Source organism: Halobacillus sp. Marseille-P3879 (assembly GCF_900240285.1).
GTDB lineage: Bacteria > Bacillota > Bacilli > Bacillales > Halobacillaceae > Halobacillus_A.
This window is the reverse complement of record NZ_OESS01000004.1, coordinates 56,735-74,828: the sequence shown is the minus strand read 5'-3', so window position 1 is coordinate 74,828 and position 18,094 is coordinate 56,735. Positions and strand designations below refer to the sequence as shown.

Annotated in this window: 15 protein-coding genes and 1 riboswitch; of the genes, 4 read left to right on the top strand and 11 right to left on the bottom strand. The window is 42.2% G+C overall.

Going from position 1 to position 18,094, the window contains the following annotated elements:
- Positions 1 to 4: 4 nt before the first annotated feature.
- A complete protein-coding gene (locus C1A12_RS19465) occupies positions 5 to 637 on the top strand; it encodes a uracil-DNA glycosylase (RefSeq protein ID WP_101846714.1) in 633 nt (210 codons plus the stop codon).
- 34 nt (positions 638 to 671) lie between these two features.
- Here the strand turns inward: C1A12_RS19465 and C1A12_RS19460 are convergent, their stop codons facing one another.
- Positions 672 to 1,319 carry a hypothetical protein gene (locus C1A12_RS19460; RefSeq protein ID WP_101846712.1) on the bottom strand — a complete coding sequence of 216 codons (648 nt, stop codon included), beginning with the start codon at positions 1,317 to 1,319 and terminating at the stop codon, positions 672 to 674.
- Entirely contained in the window at positions 1,312 to 1,902 is a 591-nt protein-coding gene (locus C1A12_RS19455; protein WP_101846711.1) for a sigma-70 family RNA polymerase sigma factor, read from the bottom strand. The genes C1A12_RS19460 and C1A12_RS19455 overlap by 8 nt, the downstream gene beginning before the upstream one ends.
- A gap of 119 nt (positions 1,903 to 2,021) precedes the next feature.
- On the opposite strand from C1A12_RS19455, the gene C1A12_RS19450 reads away from it, so the two are divergent.
- A complete protein-coding gene (locus tag C1A12_RS19450; RefSeq protein ID WP_159462237.1) occupies positions 2,022 to 3,692 on the top strand; it encodes a YndJ family protein in 1,671 nt (556 codons plus the stop codon).
- Positions 3,693 to 3,956: 264 nt separating this feature from the next.
- On the opposite strand, the gene C1A12_RS19445 is transcribed toward C1A12_RS19450, so the two are convergent.
- The 4 genes from C1A12_RS19445 to C1A12_RS19430 form a co-directional block, all read right to left on the bottom strand.
- Positions 3,957 to 5,354, bottom strand: coding sequence for an ammonium transporter (locus C1A12_RS19445; RefSeq protein WP_101846707.1), 1,398 nt, complete (start codon positions 5,352 to 5,354; stop codon positions 3,957 to 3,959).
- Positions 5,355 to 5,382: 28 nt separating this feature from the next.
- The gene (locus C1A12_RS19440) at positions 5,383 to 5,724 is read right to left on the bottom strand and encodes a P-II family nitrogen regulator (protein WP_101846706.1); all 342 of its coding nucleotides are present in this window, start codon (positions 5,722 to 5,724) and stop codon (positions 5,383 to 5,385) included.
- 168 nt (positions 5,725 to 5,892) lie between these two features.
- On the bottom strand, positions 5,893 to 6,933 hold the full coding sequence (locus tag C1A12_RS19435) for a ribonucleotide-diphosphate reductase subunit beta (protein ID WP_101846704.1): 1,041 nt from the start codon (positions 6,931 to 6,933) through the stop codon (positions 5,893 to 5,895).
- A 14-nt stretch (positions 6,934 to 6,947) separates the two neighbouring features.
- Positions 6,948 to 9,170 (bottom strand): ribonucleoside-diphosphate reductase subunit alpha, encoded by a 2,223-nt coding sequence (locus C1A12_RS19430; RefSeq protein ID WP_235001687.1) that lies wholly within the window; start codon positions 9,168 to 9,170, stop codon positions 6,948 to 6,950.
- A gap of 160 nt (positions 9,171 to 9,330) precedes the next feature.
- A riboswitch (cobalamin riboswitch) is annotated at positions 9,331 to 9,510 on the bottom strand.
- A gap of 189 nt (positions 9,511 to 9,699) precedes the next feature.
- Here C1A12_RS19430 and C1A12_RS19425 point away from each other — a divergent pair.
- On the top strand, positions 9,700 to 10,383 hold the full coding sequence (locus C1A12_RS19425) for a class I SAM-dependent methyltransferase (protein ID WP_101846702.1): 684 nt from the start codon (positions 9,700 to 9,702) through the stop codon (positions 10,381 to 10,383).
- Between the two features lie 45 nt (positions 10,384 to 10,428).
- Here C1A12_RS19425 and C1A12_RS19420 read toward each other — a convergent pair whose 3' ends face one another.
- Positions 10,429 to 11,415 (bottom strand): cation diffusion facilitator family transporter, encoded by a 987-nt coding sequence (locus C1A12_RS19420; RefSeq protein WP_101846700.1) that lies wholly within the window; start codon positions 11,413 to 11,415, stop codon positions 10,429 to 10,431.
- A gap of 158 nt (positions 11,416 to 11,573) precedes the next feature.
- On the opposite strand from C1A12_RS19420, the gene C1A12_RS19415 reads away from it, so the two are divergent.
- Positions 11,574 to 12,887, top strand: coding sequence for a Glu/Leu/Phe/Val dehydrogenase (locus C1A12_RS19415; protein WP_101846698.1), 1,314 nt, complete (start codon positions 11,574 to 11,576; stop codon positions 12,885 to 12,887).
- Positions 12,888 to 12,996: 109 nt separating this feature from the next.
- Here C1A12_RS19415 and C1A12_RS19410 read toward each other — a convergent pair whose 3' ends face one another.
- The 4 genes from C1A12_RS19410 to C1A12_RS19395 form a co-directional block, all read right to left on the bottom strand.
- Positions 12,997 to 14,427, bottom strand: a complete 1,431-nt coding sequence (locus C1A12_RS19410; protein ID WP_101846697.1) for an aldehyde dehydrogenase family protein — start codon at positions 14,425 to 14,427, stop codon at positions 12,997 to 12,999.
- Between the two features lie 14 nt (positions 14,428 to 14,441).
- Positions 14,442 to 16,073, bottom strand: coding sequence for an acetolactate synthase large subunit (locus C1A12_RS19405; protein WP_101846695.1), 1,632 nt, complete (start codon positions 16,071 to 16,073; stop codon positions 14,442 to 14,444).
- A 243-nt stretch (positions 16,074 to 16,316) separates the two neighbouring features.
- The gene (locus C1A12_RS19400) at positions 16,317 to 17,171 is read right to left on the bottom strand and encodes an alpha/beta fold hydrolase (protein ID WP_101846694.1); all 855 of its coding nucleotides are present in this window, start codon (positions 17,169 to 17,171) and stop codon (positions 16,317 to 16,319) included.
- A 131-nt stretch (positions 17,172 to 17,302) separates the two neighbouring features.
- Positions 17,303 to 18,028 (bottom strand): Bax inhibitor-1/YccA family protein, encoded by a 726-nt coding sequence (locus tag C1A12_RS19395; RefSeq protein ID WP_101846692.1) that lies wholly within the window; start codon positions 18,026 to 18,028, stop codon positions 17,303 to 17,305.
- Positions 18,029 to 18,094 lie beyond the last annotated feature (66 nt).

The following is an 18,094-nucleotide window of genomic DNA, read 5'->3' as shown; positions in this document are numbered from 1 at the left end:
GAACATGCAGTTACCAGAGGACATCATTAATGCAGCCCATAAGAAAATGGAAGATTATGATGTGGAGGGGTTTGTGCTTGGAGGCGGAAACCTGAATGCTGACATCATGATTGTAGGGGAAGCTCCTGGAGAACAAGAAGCCATAAAGGGAGTCCCTTTCATTGGCAGGGCAGGAGATGAGCTGAATAAACAATTCGAGTATTTAGGAATTGATCGGGAAGATGTCTATATTACAAGTGCGGTTAGAAGCCGCCCTTATAAATGGGTGAAAACGAATAAAAAGGATTCAGGAGGTAAGAGAAAAGCGAACCGCAAACCGAACCAAAAAGAAATATGGGCCCATGCCCCCATTCTTGATTATCAGATAAAGAAGATTGCTCCTCAGTTAATTATTGCACTGGGAGGAGTAGCTCTTGAGAGACTGTTAGGGAAGGGATATAAGATTACAGAAGTACTTGGGGAAGTGGTTGAGAGTCCTGTGCTGCGTGCGGGAGAGGACCGGTATGAATGGACGGTAAAAGAATATGCTGTTTTTCCGTTATATCATCCCGCTGCTGTGTTTTATAATCCACGCATAAAAGAGGATATTTATCAGTCATTGGACGATTTAAAGGAATACATATCGTCCTTTCATTAAGAAGCCCGCACTCTTTATAAGAGGCGGGCTTCATTTACTGGGCCATGGGCAGGGACTCTTCCTTTTCAAAAAGATAATAGGCTTGTTCGCTTACGGAGTTTGAACCCATCCCTTTACTCCTTCTGCTTTTTATAGCGACAAACTCAGATGAATCTGTGCCTTTAACGCTGTATATTTTTTCTTGAGAAGCAATTGACGCTCCGCTTTGCTCAGCAGGGACATCCGGCTTGACACTTCCAATAGGTTCTTCGAGCTCTGATTCTTCAACACGTTCTTCGGTTTGAACATACATTTCCTCATTATGAATAACGTAAGTGTGGCGAACCATTGTCGAGCTTTGGTTTTCTTCCTGGCTGCTGGCCTGTTCAATCGTTTGCTGAGCCTCATCGCTTTGAATAGTCTGGTGAGATTTCATTTCTGTATTAACTGGCCGCTGAGATAAGAGTGTAATTTCCTGTTGCGATGAATTAGTAGGCTGATAGTTTATCTGGAAAAACATAAAGGCTAACACAGCAACAGTGGGGACAGGGATAATAAATTTAGGCCATTTTCTGGCAGGTTTATTGTAATGATTTCTCACCCTTACAATGAGTGCACTTGCTTCGTGTTCATCCATAGGCACTTTGCTGTATTTCACTTTATGGTCCATCTTTTTTAATCGACGATCCATGAGTTCATTCATTCATAGTGCTCCCTTCTGAAGCAAGTTGTTCCTGTAAAAGCTGCCGCCCCCGGCGGAGTCTCGTCTTCACAGTGTTAGGACTGACCTTTAACAATTCAGCTAATTCTTTTACTTCAAATTCTTCAAAATAATATAAGATAATCACTTCTCTGTATTTATCTTCCAGATTTAAGATGTGTTCGAGAAGCTCTTCGTCTTCGCTCTTGTTAACAGTGTGCTGCTCCGGAGTCTCATTTTGAGATGGGATGTGCTGAAAAACTTCGGCTCCTTTCTTAAATACCCTTCTTATGTAGGAGCTTTTTAAATGATCCTTACATAAATTAATGGTAATTTTATAGAGCCAGGTTTTTTCACTGGATTCTTGTTTAAAAGTTTTATATTTTTGATAGGCTTTTATAAACGTTTCCTGGGTTAAATCTTCAGCCGCTGCGTGATCTTTTACATATGAAAAGGCTAACCATTTTAAATCATGGCTGTAAAGATCGATCCATTCTTCTACTTTATCATTTATTGAAGGAGAAGAGGTTAAGTCTTCGGTGTTCTTCTCCATTCTCTCTCTTCCAATCAATTTGTCCCACCTCATAGAATAGACGACACTCCTTACATTGAGGTTTTATTTAAAATCAGGATCTATAGTGTGTATAATATTTCTAGCATAACACATGATTTCCTCTTAAGATGTACCAGATAGGAGAATGCTTTATGAAAAAATCCGGAGTGCTGTTATCATCGGCAGGTTCGGTTATATTAATACTCTGGCTCATTCTATTTGATATGAGCATAATTGATACAGCTTTATCTTTTTGTTTCCTGATTCTAGTTCCTTTATTACTAGAAGAAGTAGTTCGTTGTAACAAAAACAATCGAGCAGAGCGTTGGATTAGTAATGTAATGGTTACGTCTCTTCCATTTGCGGGAGCAGGATTGCTGTCCGTGGCTCTTCCTCCAGGCAGAGAAGCGGGAGGATGGGCGCTGGTATGGTTGTTCTTTACTGTTCTGCTCGCCGTTGGGGGGATAATGAGACTGGCGGGGAGAGGGTGGCTCCCTGTACAGGAAACCGTTATAGATATCGGGCTCATTTATATCGCGGTCGGTGGAGTGTGGCTCGTTCTTTCCAGCGGGGGAATGGGACGTTTCCTTCCTTACTCCGATACCATTGTCCAGCTTACGGCTATTCACTTCCACTATGCTGCTTTTGTATTACCAATTCTTACCGGCTTGTTCGGCCGCTGGCTCGTTTCTTATAAAAATGGTGCTGCCGGTACACCCTATACAGTGCTTGCGGGTGCGATTTCCTTGGGTCCTGTTTTCATAGCCATCGGGTTGGATCAGGGACCCCCATTAGAAGCAATATTAGTGGCTGCTTATGTCGGTTTTCTGCTTTGGCTGGCTCTATGGTGGTTGTGGTGTTCAGCAGAATTTCCTATCGGGGCAAAGATTGCTGTCCGTTTATCTTCATTCCTGCTGCTCATTACCATGGGTTTGTCTGTCCTTTACAGTTTTGGGCTAATGGGCGGCAATTACTGGCCTGGGATCGGAGATATGGTTCGCTGGCACGGGATCCTGAATGCTTTTGGTTTTTCATTGTTTTCTGTACTAGCCTGGAGAAGTCTCCAGCCCGGCCGTACCCACATTTACACGAGTTTTCCTGTTTCTAACCTTCGTACTCGAGGATATATAGGGAATGAAGTCATCTTCAAGAAAGGATGGGCTGCCGGTCATTTATATGAGACGGGTCTTTTAAATGATTTGTACGCTTATCGTTCGAACGATTTTGCTCCCGAGCAGGTCAGCAGCAGGATTCAAAACTTCTATGAAAATACGAACCGCTACTCTCTGACAGCTGAGGTAGAATGGAGGAATGGTTTCCGGCGTCTATCTAAATGGATACGAAAGTGGACTAGAAAAATGGGGCAGATTAATCTTCCTCCCTCTGGAAGTATTGTTATGGAGGGAGAGATTGTATCCATTCAAGACGAAGAAGATGGCAGGGAAGGGGTAAGAGCCTGGTTAAGAAGAGATGCAGAGACTGAAGAACCAATCTTTACAGCTCTATACTCTTCTCACATACAATCAGAGGCTCGGTACATGAATATTGCTCTGCCTTTGCCGTTCGGAATAATGACGGGGGTTTTACGTTTAACTAATGATTGTGAAGAAGGACTAATTATAACAAGCGAGAGAAAAAGTAATAATACAGGCGATGAGGGGATATATCTCACATTAGGAAAATGGACGATGCGCCTTCCTTTGCGTGAATGTTTTTATGTAAGAGAAGGAGCAGATGAAAAGCTTGAAGCTACTCATGTTATTAAATGGTTTACTATTCCATTTATTCATATTCACTATAAAATAAGTATGAGGGAACATTAACAGTTGATTTTTGCTGAGACTGTCTACACACTCCAAGAAGGGGTTGGAACAAAACTGAAAAAATCATAAAATAATCCGAACGATTTTGTGAAATCAGTTCGGATTATTTATGTTCCAGGATAAGATTTTTACCTTAGATTAGCACTTTTCCCGCAGGTGTCTTAAGCATTTTGATTACGCTAACGAACTTTGTTTATACAGTTCAATTTTTAACGTTCGTTTTTTCTATCATTGCTTTACTTATTTCTCAGTATCTTCTGTTCGTTACTGGGCTGTGCGTTCCTTGCTTTTTACCTTTTTATTCTCCAAGTTGTCCAGTCTGTTCAATAAACCTACGCCGAAATCTTTGCCAACGTCTGAAACGTTTGGATTTTCATTGAAGATGCTTTTAGATGATTCGTAAGCACTTGAACCATGTTCAGAGAAATCAAGTCCAGAGATTTCTTCTTCACGGGACACACGGATTCCAAACGCAGATTTAAGGCCGAAGATTACAATTGCTGAAATTCCCATCGTCCAGACCATAACGGCAAATATACCGATCGCCTGAATGGTTAGAAGTTCAAACCCTCCACCATAGAATAGGCCGCCTTCGAGTGCAAAGAATCCTACCGCTAATGTCCCCCATACTCCACAAATCCCGTGAACGGCAATAGCACCGACCGGGTCATCTATGTGAAGCTTACGATCCAGCAGCTGAACGCCTTCAACGAGTAGGACACCCGCAATGAAACCAGTAATAATTGCTCCCACCGGAGACAAGTCGCCTGTACCGGCGGTAATACCTACTAATCCAGCTAAAGCGCCGTTTAACGTAAGGGATGCGTCCACACGTTTGTATTTCAGCTGAGAATACATACCTGAACCGATTACGCCGGCAGAAGCTGATAGTAAAGTGGTTGCGATGACTCCCGGGATAGCTGAAGGGTCTGCAGCTAAAGTACTTCCGCCGTTAAACCCAAACCAGCCAAACCATAGAATGAAGACCCCTAGAGCTCCGATCGGAATGTTGTGCCCCTGAATGACATTAACTTTACCTCCGCTGTATTTTCCTAAGCGCGGTCCTAAGAACATAACGGCAACAATAGCTCCCAAAGCGCCTGTTAAGTGAACTACAGTAGAACCAGCAAAATCCACAAACCCTAGTTCAGACAACCATCCGCCTCCCCATACCCAGTGACCGACAACAGGGTAGATGAAAGCTGTCATAGCTACGGTAAGAATCAGATAAGAGCTTAATTTAATTCGCTCAGCCACTGCACCGGAAATAATAGTAGCACATGTAGCTGCAAATACAGCCTGGAATACAAAGAAACCAACTTGGTCTTCGTGACCGCTGAGTAAAAACCCATCTATACCTATAAATCCTCCCCCTGAGGTACCAAACATAATACCGTATCCAACTATAAAATATAAAATAGCAGCGATGGACATCGTCATAAAGTTTTTCATTAAAATGTTTAATGCGTTTTTAGAACGTGTAAAGCCTGCTTCGACCATAGCAAACCCGGCGTGCATGAAAAATACTAGAAACGCAGCTATCATAATCCAAACCATATCTACTGATTCTAAAACAGCTTCAGGTGTAGTTGCTGTTTCAGCACTTACGGCTAACGGAAAACTAAATGATGTTAGCAGTAATAATAGAAATACTTTTTTCATTAGTTTCACGACATCCTTCCCCATAATATTAAATAAGTGCAGCTTTTCCTTTTTCACCAGTACGAATGCGGTAAACTTCTTCAATGGAAGATACGAAGATCTTTCCATCGCCCACCTGGTCTGTTGCACAGGTGTTTGTAATAACTTCAATGATATCCTTAATCTCGGAATCATCGACTACCATTTCTACTTTGACTTTCGGGTACAGCTTTACTTCATAACGGTTGCCGCGGAAGATTCCTTCCTGGCCTTTCTGCTGGCCGCAGCCCGCTACCTCAGAAACTGTTAATCCCTTCACGCCCAATGTATCAAGGTTCTCTCGAAGCGACTGAAAAGCTTCAGGGCGTATAATGGCTTCAATCTTTTTCATGGATGACTTCCTCCTTTATTGTATGTAAGTTTTCCTAACATATTAAGTAATGATAAAACTAACTATAAAGCAAAAATTCAGAAAAATCAATACCAATTTTTAATTCATGTAAGAAAAGTTGACATAAAAAACTCCCGAACCATTTTAAATGATTCGGGAGACTGCAGTTTATAAATCATCAAATCCATTATCTTCAGAAACTTTAGTGTATTGTCTCGACTTTTGTTCAAAGAAGTCAGATTTACCTTCGTCTACCTCCTGATAGGCTCGAATCCATTTTAACGGATTCTCTGAATATTCAGGGTAGGGTTTTTCAGCGCCCATTAATTTACATCTCTTATTTGCAATAAAGCGGATATAATCCTCTAAATCATCAATAGGAATTCCGGGGAATTCATTGCCAATAATATGATGAGCCCATTTAATCTCAAGCTCAACGGCTTCTTTAAACGTTTCGGTGACAAAGTTCTCGTACCACTCACGGTCCAGTTGAGGATTTTCATTTAAGGTTTCTTTGAAAATATGAGCGAATAAGTTCACGTGGATCTGTTCATCTCGGTTAATATAATTAATCATCGTGCTCGTAGAAACCATTTTTTGATTTCGGGCCAGATTATAGAAGAAAGCGAAACCGGCATAGAAGAAGAGACCTTCCAGAACCACGTCATAGACGACGGACTTTAAAAATTTCTCAATGCTTGGATCATTGGCGAATTCCTCGTAGCCATCGGTAATGAATTGGTTTCTCTCCATTAAAATCGCGTCATGCTTCCAATATTCAAAGATACGCTCCTGTTCACTTTGATCCACTAATGTTGAAAGAACATAAGAGTATGACTGGTTATGAACAACTTCTTGGAAAGCCAACACCTGCATTAGTGCCGACACACTTGAATCTGTCAGATAATCGGCGATTTTACCGGAGTAATCGGTTTGAATCGAATCAAGAAAGGCAAGCAGACCGATGATCTTCTTAAATGAAGCCTGTTCTTGTTCAGAAAGCTCAGGCCATTGTTTTAAGTCGTTGCTCATATTGATTTCACTTGGGATCCAGAAGTTGGCGAGCATTGTTTTATACATAGGATAAGCCCATGAATAACGGGTATCGTCCCAGTTAAGGACGTTCGAGCTCCTTCCATTGACCATCCCTGTAGAAGCGTTTGGTGCTTGATGGTCAACGAGCTTTCGTTTCTGTAGTGTAGGTTCCAATTTGTTTTTCCTCCTTAAGATGAGCAGCTTTCACACTCATCAAATTCGCCCTGGCTTGAAGTAGAGCGGGTATAATAGGTTGTTTTTAAACCGGACTTCCAGGCATCGATGTGTAAAGCCAGCAGTTCTTTAGCTTTTATCGAGTTTTTTACATAGAGATTAAATGAAATCGACTGGTCAATGTATCTTTGACGTGCAGCGTTCTGTTTAATGCTTGCGTGCTGGTCTACATCATAGGCTGACTTATAATACCAGAATGTTTCTGGACTTAAATCCGGAGCCGTAACAGGAATCTTGTAGTCTTTCTTTTCTTCGGAATAGAACTTTTTAAAGATCGGATCAATGCTGGCCGTACTGCCTGCGATCAGAGAGGTGCTTGAGTTAGGGGCGACAGCCATGAGATAGCCGTTACGTATGCCGTTCTGTTCCACCTCGTGTTGAAGGCTTTCCCAGTCGTAATTACTATCCTGATCAAACGCCCGTTTAACGAAATATTCTCCCGTCTCCCAGTCTGAACCTTCAAAAAGAGGATAGCTCCCTTTCTCCTTAGCTAATTCACTGCTGGCTGAAATCGTATAATACGAAATTTGTTCATATACTTCGTCAGCGTATTTTACTGCCTCATCGGACTCCCAGGCTAACTTTTTCTTAGCGAGGAGATGGGCCCAGCCAAATGTACCTAATCCGATTCCTCTGTATGATTGGTTGGTTAACTGTGCCTGCAGGACAGGGATCGTGTTCTGATCGATAACATTATCGAGCATTCGTACTTGAATCGGGATCAGTCTTGCGAGCACATCTTCAGGTACGGCCCGTCCTAAGTTAATACTTGATAAATTACACACTACAAAGTCACCTGGGGACTGTACCGTAATTATTTTTCCGTCTTCTACCCGCTGCTCCTCCTGGGTGGTCGGACTTTGGTTTTGTGTAATTTCAGTACATAAGTTACTGCAGTAGATCATGCCTTTGTGGCCGTTTGGATTCATCCGGTTGACTTCATCACGGTAAAACATATAAGGTGTCCCGGTTTCCAGCTGACCGATCATAATCCGTTTCATAATCTCGATGGCGGGCACTTTTTCTCGGGAAAGCTCTTCGTTTTCGATGCATGCTTGATAGCGTGCCCTGAATGATCCCTCTCCTCGTTTTTCATCATAATAATCCTCAAGAGAGAATCCCATGACACTTCGAACTTCATGAGGGTCAAATAAATACCAGTCTTCCCGGTTTTCCACAGCTTCCATAAACAGGTCCGGAACCGATACACCTGTAAATAAATCGTGCGTACGCTGGCGTTCATCTCCGTTATTTAACCGGCTGTCCAGAAAAGGAAAGATGTCTTTATGCCAGATGTCTAGATAGACGGCAACAGCTCCCTGACGCTGACCGAGCTGATCTACACTAACAGCTGTGTTGTTTAATTGTTTCATCCACGGAAGAACACCTGAGGACACACCTTTAAATCCGCGGATATCACTGCCGCGGCTTCTGATTTTTCCTAAATAAACTCCGATCCCGCCGCCGTGCTTACTTAAATTGGCGATGTCGGTATTGCTGTCATAAATCGACTGAAGACTATCATCAATCGTATCAATGAAACATGAGCTTAACTGGCCGTAACGTTTTCCTGCATTCGCCAGGGTAGGAGTAGCTACAGTCATATACAGGTGGCTTAGTGCCCAGTAAGATTCTTTCACCAGCTCTAAGCGGCGTTCTGCTCGTTCATGAGCCATTAACACCATCGCAATAATCATAAATCGTTCCTGCGGAAGCTCATATACACGGCCGGCTTTTGAGCGTGCCAGATAACGGTCGCCTAGCGTTTTTATGCCAATGTAAGTAAACAAGTTATCGCGCTCAGGAGCAATCGACTGTTCAAGTTCATTCATCTCTTCTTCACTGTAGAGACTTAGTAAGTTTGGGTCATAGATGTCTTCTTCTACTAGAATTTTCACAAGCTGATAAAGCCCTTCATAAGCTTTGGTGGTGCCGCGGTTAGCAATGGCTGCTTCATACATTTGCTGCAGATGAATTCTGCTGGCTAAGTATGTCCAGTCAGGTGCTGTTTCGCTAATTTCAGCTAACGCCTCCAGGATTAAAGACTTTGCCTGTTCTTCCTTGTTGCCTTTAAATTCCTTTGTTTTTTTAATCAGGCGTTCTACAGGCAAAGAAGGAAAATGTTCTTTTTGAGCTTCAAGCCAATTCTCCCAATACGATTTGATTACAGTACTCAAGTTTGACCACTCCTCTATAAAATAAAAAAATAGTATAATCCATAAAAAAATCCGCTCATTCGGGTGAGCGGATGAAACCATGGGGCGAAAGAGAGCCAAAGAAAATGGCCGGCAGCTGCTTTCGCTCCATCGCCTCATCTTCTCAGTCCCCGAAGAAGTTGAAACTGCTGCGAATCAAGACAGGTCTCCTGACTTACGCTCGATTCTACTCCGGCCCCTTCCCGTGTAGGATACACAGTGGTTTTTGCCGTTTTGCGAGCGTTTACAGTTGCGGGGGCAGTTCTAGACTTTAACCAGATTCCCTTTTAAGCCTTGTGGCATCTTTCATTCGCGGATACTATATATGGTGTTTGTGTTTTTGTTTTTTAGCTTATATTGTGTTTTAAGCATAACGGAGATGATAAAAATGTGCAACTCTTTTTGTTGGATGACAGTGGAGGGGTGAATGAAAATAGAGGAGAATTTGGGAGTTTTATCGAATAAATGAGGCGTGTGATTTTTTTTGAAACCATTCGTACAAGGGGAGAGTATGATGTCATTTAACTGGCACAAAGAAGCAGAAAAGCAATGGGATGAACGGTCTGAGTTCTGGAACGCCAACAGTAAGAACATGTGGGATACAGGCAGCAGAAAATCCATTATCCCTTTAATAAAGAAAAATGTAAAGCTTGGACAGACGATTGCTGATTTAGGATGTGGGGACGGGTATGCGTCCTATAAGCTTGCGCAGGAAGGTTATCAAGTGACCGGTCTTGATATATCTGAGGATATGATTCAGCTGGCCAAATCGAGACTGGAAAACGACAGGCTCACATTCGTACAAGGGGATATAACAAAGCTGCCTTTTGATAATGAAAGCTTTGATGCCGTAATGGCGATTAATTGTCTGGAATGGGTTGAGGTTCCCTTTTCAGGTTTAGAAGAAATCAGACGGACCTTAAAACCTGGAGGCAAACTTTGTGCAGGAGTGCTTGGACCTACAGCTAAACCAAGAATGAACAGCTATCGCCGTGTATACGGGGAAGAGGTCATTTGCAATACGATGATGCCTTGGGAATTTGAACAAATGGCTTTGGAAACAGGTTGGGAGCTTGTAGATGACCACGGGGTTTACAAGCGGGAGGCCGAAGGGAAAGATGTTTTATCCCTTTCCAAAGAACTGCAGCAAGCCTTAACGTTTATGTGGGTATTTTTATTGGAAAAGAAAATTTAAATAGCGCCTTCTCAAGTGGATAGCCGGATCGTACAAAGAATCCGGCTATTGCTTATTCTCTTCTCCATTTTCATATTGGTCCATAGACCAATTTTGCTCTTCGTCACTCTCAAGAATGCCTATTGTAACGTCTGAAATGCTTTTATCCTCAAGAATTTTATCTCTTACCTGATACTTAATATCGTCTGCTTCAGCGAGGGAGAGTCCTTTTTTCAGCTCTATATAGCTTTCCACGTGGTATTCTCTGCCTTCCTGGAGGATGCGGAGTTTCTTAATATCTTTTACATTGGAATCCTCCAGAATGGTCTCGGCTACCCGCTTTTCTACAATGCTGGGAGCGGCAACACCGATTAACCCAATCGTATTTTCGTATCCGATTTTAATAGCAATAACGATCAGTAACAGTCCGATAAGCAGGGTGCCTATACCGTCGAGGAAATACAACCCGGTAAAGTAGGACAGAACGACAAATAGAAGGGCAATAAAAGCACCTGAGGTGGCAATCAGATCTTCATAAAACACCAGTCGTGTGGGAGGAGAGGCTAATTTGGAATTCTTAAAGGAATCAGTGTACACACTGAAGCCTTTAGCCTCTGCTCTGCTTTCCTCATTAATCTCCTTCATGACTTTAATTAATATATATCCATCAATGACAATAGATACAAATAAAATCCCGACATTCAGCCAAATGTTAGTCGAAGATTTCGGGTCCACAATAAGTCCCCAGCCCTTTAATATAGTTTCATAAGCCATTATCGCAATAATAATAACTGCAACAAGTACAAACAGGTTGACAATTCGACCAAATCCAGAGGGAAAGCGTTTGGTCGGCTCTTTCTCTGCGAGCGCACTTCCGAAAAAAACAAACCCCTGGTTAGTGGCGTCTGCCACGGAATGCATGGCGGTGGCAAACATAGCCCCGCTTCCGCTCACAGCTGCAGCGATTGCTTTTATAATCGCCAGCAAGGAATTACCCAGAGCGGCTACTCCGGAAGATTTATTTCCTTTTTTCAGTAACTTAAGATAAGACATTTGTTTATTCACCCTCACTATTTACTGTCGATGGTTTTATTTTGCTTAAAAGATGTAAAAATAATCACGAATTCAGTCCTTCTCCTACTGAAGTATAAAATGTGCTGTCTAGAGGCACTTTATGAACAGAAGCATTCAGTTTGAGGAGGAAGGGTAAAATGGCAAACAAACGAGATAAGACAGAATCGGACGTTACTACACACGACGGACTTAACCCCTATACAATTGTAAAAGACCTATTAAAGGAGTCAGTGACCAGGCTGGAATTGAGTGATAATATTTATGAAATATTGAAAAAGCCGATGCGTTTATTTGAGGTTTCCCTGCCTGTACGAATGGATAATGGGGAAGTTCAGAACTTTACAGGTTATCGATGTCAGCACATTGATATTCTAGGACCTACTAAAGGAGGGATTCGCTTTCATCCTGCCGTAACCGTTGATGAAGTGAAGGCTTTGTCGATTTGGATGTCTTTAAAGTCAGCCATTCTTGATCTTCCTCTTGGGGGAGGTAAAGGGGGAGTGATTGTAGAACCTGGTGAGTTGTCTGATAGAGAGCTGGAAATCTTAAGTCGAACGTATATTCGAAAAATCACACCAATCATTGGACCTGAAAAAGACATTCCAGCCCCGGATGTAAACACTACTCCGGAAATGATGGGATGGATGATCGATGAATTTGATCAGCTTCGAGGATATAACATTCCGGGAATGATTACGGGGAAACCGATTATAATCGGCGGTTCCCTCGGCAGGCTCGAAGCAACAGGGAGAGGTGTTGTGCTGACTATACAGGAAGCAGCCAAAGTGCTTGAGATTGATTTAAGTAAAGCTACTGCTGCCATCCAGGGATTCGGGAATGTTGGTTCGATGACGGCTAAATTCTTAGACGAACTTGGCGTAAAGATTTTAGCTGTGACAGATGCTAAAGGAGGCATTTACAAGAAAGATGGCCTCAACATTCCAGAGCTTATTAAGTTTGTCCAAGAAGGGAACCATGCATCGGAGTATTCTGAAGCTGAATCGATATCAAATGAGGAAATGTTTGGTCTGGAGGTAGATATATTAATCCCGGCTGCTATTGAAAATCAGATTACTAAGGATACGGCTCCAACGATTAAGGCTAAGATTTTAGCGGAAGCGGCTAACGGGCCTACCACCCCTGAAGGTGATGCCATTCTTGAAGAAAAAGATATATTTGTTATTCCAGATATTTTGTGTAATGCAGGAGGGGTAACGGTTTCATACTTTGAATGGGTACAGAACTCGATGAATTACTACTGGAGTGAGAAAGAAATTAATCAGAAGCTTGAGGAGCACATGGTGTTTGGATTTGAAAGTATCATTAAGATGCGGGATAAAGAAAAATGCAGGATGAGACAGGCCGCTTACATGGTAGGGGTTAACCATATTGTGAAAGCATTAAGTGCACGGGGCTGGATTAAAGATTCAGACTTAAGTTCAAAAGAATAATTTAGGCTGCTGGGACACTCTCAGCGGCTTATTTTTTTAAAGAATAAGAAAAACTTGCAGAAAAACCGGTGGGTTTCTCTGCAAGTTGAACTATACCTGTGTAGGATTTTTAATCTAATTTGATTCCAATGAATTTTAACTCTGTCATATCATCTATGGCATACTTTACACCTTCACGCCCGATGCCGCTCTGCTTAACACCGCCATAAGGGTGGTTATCCTGCCGATAGGTTGAAATTTCATTGATCCATACTCCGCCCATTTCCAATTGATCGGCTACACTGAATGCACGGTTTAAATCTTTCGTAAAAATACCCGCCTGCAAACCATAAATCGATTCATTAGCATACTTAACCGCTTCTTCTTCTGTATGAAAAGGAATAACGGATACGATAGGAGCAAAGACTTCTTCAGCAATTATTTTCATGTCGTTTTTCACATTGGTCATGATGGTTGGTGTCAACATGGTTCCGTTTCGTTCTCCGCCTGTTTCAACAGTGGCTCCTTTAGATACAGCGTCGTCTATCCACGTTTTTGCACGTTCTGCTGCTTTTTCATCGATCATGGGCCCAAATTCAGTGGCATCCTCCAGCGGATCTCCTATTTTTAGAGCTTTTGTACGATTTACAAATTTTTCGAGAAATTCATGATAGATGTCTTGCTGGACATAAATTCGTTGTGCTGAGATACAAACTTGGCCCGAGAATGCAAAAGCACCGGTAACTAAGCCTTCTATGGGCGCCTCTAAATCTACGTCTTTAAATATGATGTTCGGAGAATTCGATCCTAATTCCAACGTGATCTTTTTAAAACCCGCTTTTTCCCTGATTCCCCGTCCCACAGGAAGGCTGCCTGTAAAGGTCACTTTTTGTACTTTGTCATGCTCAACCAATGGATCTCCCAACTCTTCTCCTAAGCCCATCACAACATTCAAAGCACCTTTAGGAAGACCGGCCTCGTGAAAAAGCTGTACAAGCTTGTAGGCTGAGATGGGGGTTTTTTCTGCCGGTTTAAAGACTACTGTATTTCCTGCGGCTAAAGCTGGCGCAATTTTGTGTAACGATAAATTAAGCGGGAAATTAAAAGGTGTAATTGCCGCAACAACACCGAGTGGTACTCGCTTTGTAAAACCGAAGCGATTCTCTCCTCCAACGGCAGCATCAAGCGGTATCACTTCTCCATTGATTTGTTTAGCTTGTTCAGAAGCAAATCGAATGACCTGGACTGCACGGTCTACCTCATTCCTGCTGAATTTAAGTGGTTTTCCTGCTTCTTCTGCAATAGTAGCAGCGAAATCTTCTTTCCTTTCTTTGAGAAGCTCAGCTGTCTTTAACAGAATATCAGCGCGTTTGTAAGCTGGCATTTTTTTCATTGTTTGATGAAAGATTTCGTAGCTATTTGTTACGGCGGTTTCTAAATCGTCAGGCGTAGCCAGTATGATCTGAGCAATCTCTTCTTGATTATAGGGATTCACTACAGCGAGTGTATCTCTGCTCTCCTTCTTAAATGTCTCTCCATTGATGATGGAAGAAATATACATAGAATCACCTCAACTCAACAATTTATATTCTTTAACATAGTAGTTAATTTCATATTTTCTCGATAATCTACTGGACAATCGATGAATACAGGTTTATTCATGGAAATGGCCTGCTCTAGTACAGGCTTTAAATCGTCAGCCTTTTCAATTCTTATCCCTTCAAACCCGTATGAGTTAGCCAGCTGGACATAATCAGGGTTGCCGAAGCTTATATGAGAAGGGCGTTCAAATTTCTTTAACTGATGCCATTCGATCAGGCCGTATCCATCATCCCTCCATAAGAGAACAATGATCGGCAGATTAAGACGGACAGCAGTTTCCAGCTCAGCTCCTGTCATTTGAAAAGCTCCATCTCCACAAACAGCGACGACGTTTCGTTCAGGATAAGACATTTTTGCGGCGATAGCTCCTGGTACGGCCACTCCCATGGATGCCAATCCATTCGAAATAAGACAAGTATTTGGGTGAGTCGTGTGATACATTCGGGCCATCCACATTTTATGTGCCCCTACGTCTGAAATCGCTATATCCTTGTCTCCTAAAACCTCCCGTAAGTCCGATATGATTTTTTGGGGTTTAACCGGGAATCCAGTATCATGTTCATACTCTTTTAATTCATTAAGGGCTTGCTCCCTGATCGTACTTACCCAATCCGGGTGTTGTTTATTAACAGGGAGAACTTTAAGAAGTTCAGCAAGGTTTTCTTTAATATCACCGACTACATTTAATGCGACAGGGTAGTGGGAGTCGGTTTCAGCGTCTTCTGTGTCAATGTGTAAAATTGGCGTATCGCGTTTAGGGTTCCAATTCTCCGGAGGCGTTTCTGCTATATCAAACCCGATACAAATAATTAAATCTGACTGGCTGAAGCCACAGGTTATATAATCTTTTCCACTGATTCCAGCGGTGAGCAGGCTTAATTCATCTTTATAGGAAAGAGCACCTTTCCCCATAAAGGAATGGACAACTGGTAATTGAGTTTTTTCCACAAACTCCCGAAATGTTGGGACGGCAAGTCCTCGAGTAATCCCGTTTCCAGCTAGAATCAATGGATAGCGAGCCTGCTGAATTAGTTTGGCCGCTTCTTGAATGACAGTTTCATCTGCTTGAGGCAAAGAATGCCCAGTCACCTTAAGCGGTGCCCCTTCAACCTCCATACCTGCTATATCCTCTGGGAGATCAATATGGGTCGCACCTGGTTTCTCCTGCATTGCCAGCTGGTAGGCTTTTCGGACGACTTCTGGCACAATCTCCGCCGTTTTAATTTGGGTATTCCATTTCGTAACAGGTTCATATAGGTTAACAAGGTCATAATATTGGTGGGAAATTTTGTGCTGGCGGTTAAGTCCTGCCTGACCTGTAATCGCGATTAACGGGCAGTGGTCCATATTTGCATTAGCTACACCTGTCAGCAAATTCGTCGCTCCTGGTCCAAGCGTTGCTAAGCAGACACCGGGTTTCCCTGTAAGCCGGCCGTAAGTACCTGCCATAAAGGCTGCACTTGTTTCGTGATGGGTTACAATAAATTCAATCTTAGAATCGATCAGGGCATCCATTAAATCGATGTTTTCTTCACCCGGCACCCCGAAGATATATTCGACTCCTTCATTTTCCAGACATTTAACAAGAAGTTCAGCTACTTTCATTTTTTAACATCCTCTGCGTGATATAGTCTATAGAGTTATTTTGTGTGAAAGCAGCTGATCTTATTAAAAATAATCATAAGAGAAAGGGGCGGTCTATTCCTGTGAATATAAAAAAAGAGACACAGCATCATAATTGATGCTGTGTCTCTCTTTAAAAAGTTTAACTTTGTCAAAGGACTAAAATATAAGAAATACTTTCCGCCATTTGACTTTGCGGTAAGCCGGGTTTTTTTAATATCTTTATTAATGAATACTCCATAAGAACTCGGCTATAGTTTGATCTACCCCGGTGTGTTCATGTAAGCCCGAATGAGTGGAGGAAGCATCGGTGAAAGTTTGTTTATAAAAATTTTCTTCCGGTACTATGCTTTGCAATCCGTGGGCGCTTTGCTGGGTGACAAGTCCGTCCCATTGATCTTCTTTAGGCGCATCCTCGTTAATGACTCCGGCGATAGCTAAGGCCTGGACATTTTCGTCAAAGTTCTCTTTGTTTTTTATCATTGTAGTCAGTGCATTGGATTCTACCTGCAAGTCAACAGTTGCTTCTCCTGTATTCATTGTAAAATAATCATTCTGTCCGATTCCGAGGAAAGGACTGCCTATAGCTACCAGCTTATTGACTTCAGGATAGTCATTTTCCTGGTTGTTTAATAAAAAGTTTGTAGAAGCCAAGCCCCCCATTGAATGGCCGACTAAGTTGACCTGGTCGATTGCATAGTTGTGCTTAAGCTTGGCCATAACTTTCTGCATCCAATTTGTTTGGTCAGCAACACTTGCCCGGTTATTTCCAAATATAACTTGAATAAAGGGGTTCATCGTATGCGGAATTCCTCCGCGGACTCGTACATCTCCAGATGGATTAACATAAATAACCATCCGCTTTGTACCCCAATTGTTGTCTTCAAACCGATCGAGCATGGTATTAAAAGAAGCAGGCCCGCCTTTAAACCCATGTACGAAAACTGTCGGAGTAATTTCTGCAGGTTTTTCCGATCGAGTGGGGGTAGAGTTTGCAAAAAAGAGTGAACTGCCCAGGACGAACGATAAGATCGTGATGACTATGAACTTTTTTTTGTTAATTATCAGTTTGTCGAGCATAAGGGTCCTCCCAATAGTAACTTCCCCTATTTTAATACAAATTAAAGCATAATTAAAGACATTATTTCAATTGTGTTACAAATATTACAAAAATATGAGAGGGACTAATTCAGTTGTTTCCTTCTAAATCTCTAACGACGTATTTTTCGCAGAAGCCGGAGAATTTCTATATATAACCAGGCCAGTGTAATCATTAAACCAAAGGCAGCATACCATTCCATAAACTTAGGGGCACCACGCCTTGCACTTCTTTCGATAAAATCAAAATCCAGAACGAGATTAAGAGCAGCAATCGCAACGATAAATAAACTGATTCCAATGCCGACAGGTCCGCTTGAATGTAAGTAGGGAACTTCTGTCTCTAAAAAGATTCTCATTAGGATATTAATGGCATAAACAATAAAGATTCCAATCGTGGCTGAAATAATCATTAACCTCAGCCTATGAGTCACTTTAATGATGCGTGTGGAATAAAGCAGGAGAAGTCCGCCCATTACGGCAAATGTAAGGGCTGCCGCCTGAATAACGATCCCGGGATAACTAGCTTCCACATAAGAAGAGAGACCTCCTAGAAAAAATCCCTCAAGTGCAGCATAAAGAGGTGCAGTGACAGGTGCTGCCTTTTTTATGAAAACTGTGAAAATGGCGACGATAAAACTTCCTAAAGCACCGATGATCATCATCATAGTTATATCTGCGCCCTGATAATATTGGTTCCACGTATACAACGCTGTACCTAATAGAAATAAGAAGAGGAGGCTGGTTTTAAACACGGTCCCTCCGAGGGTCATCGTACTGCTAGAAACCCTGGAAGAGCTGAAGGCTTCACTTTTTAACACAGGATTACCACTTCTCATTCAGGTTTCACCTCCAAATAAAGCTTTCTTATTTCCTTTTCCGTAGTGTAACGTATAATGTCTCCA

Excerpts from the sequence above, each read along its gene's own strand:
- C1A12_RS19465 (WP_101846714.1), top strand. The coding sequence starts at position 5 with ATGCAGTTACCAGAGGACATCATTAATGCAGCCCATAAGAAAATGGAA.
- C1A12_RS19460 (WP_101846712.1), bottom strand. The coding sequence starts at position 1,319 with ATGAATGAACTCATGGATCGTCGATTAAAAAAGATGGACCATAAAGTG.
- C1A12_RS19455 (WP_101846711.1), bottom strand. The coding sequence starts at position 1,902 with ATGAGGTGGGACAAATTGATTGGAAGAGAGAGAATGGAGAAGAACACC.
- C1A12_RS19450 (WP_159462237.1), top strand. The coding sequence starts at position 2,022 with ATGAAAAAATCCGGAGTGCTGTTATCATCGGCAGGTTCGGTTATATTA.
- C1A12_RS19445 (WP_101846707.1), bottom strand. The coding sequence starts at position 5,354 with ATGAAAAAAGTATTTCTATTATTACTGCTAACATCATTTAGTTTTCCG.
- C1A12_RS19440 (WP_101846706.1), bottom strand. The coding sequence starts at position 5,724 with ATGAAAAAGATTGAAGCCATTATACGCCCTGAAGCTTTTCAGTCGCTT.
- C1A12_RS19425 (WP_101846702.1), top strand. The coding sequence starts at position 9,700 with ATGATGTCATTTAACTGGCACAAAGAAGCAGAAAAGCAATGGGATGAA.
- C1A12_RS19420 (WP_101846700.1), bottom strand. The coding sequence starts at position 11,415 with ATGTCTTATCTTAAGTTACTGAAAAAAGGAAATAAATCTTCCGGAGTA.
- C1A12_RS19415 (WP_101846698.1), top strand. The coding sequence starts at position 11,574 with ATGGCAAACAAACGAGATAAGACAGAATCGGACGTTACTACACACGAC.
- C1A12_RS19410 (WP_101846697.1), bottom strand. The coding sequence starts at position 14,427 with ATGTATATTTCTTCCATCATCAATGGAGAGACATTTAAGAAGGAGAGC.
- C1A12_RS19405 (WP_101846695.1), bottom strand. The coding sequence starts at position 16,073 with ATGAAAGTAGCTGAACTTCTTGTTAAATGTCTGGAAAATGAAGGAGTC.
- C1A12_RS19400 (WP_101846694.1), bottom strand. The coding sequence starts at position 17,171 with ATGCTCGACAAACTGATAATTAACAAAAAAAAGTTCATAGTCATCACG.
- C1A12_RS19395 (WP_101846692.1), bottom strand. The coding sequence starts at position 18,028 with ATGAGAAGTGGTAATCCTGTGTTAAAAAGTGAAGCCTTCAGCTCTTCC.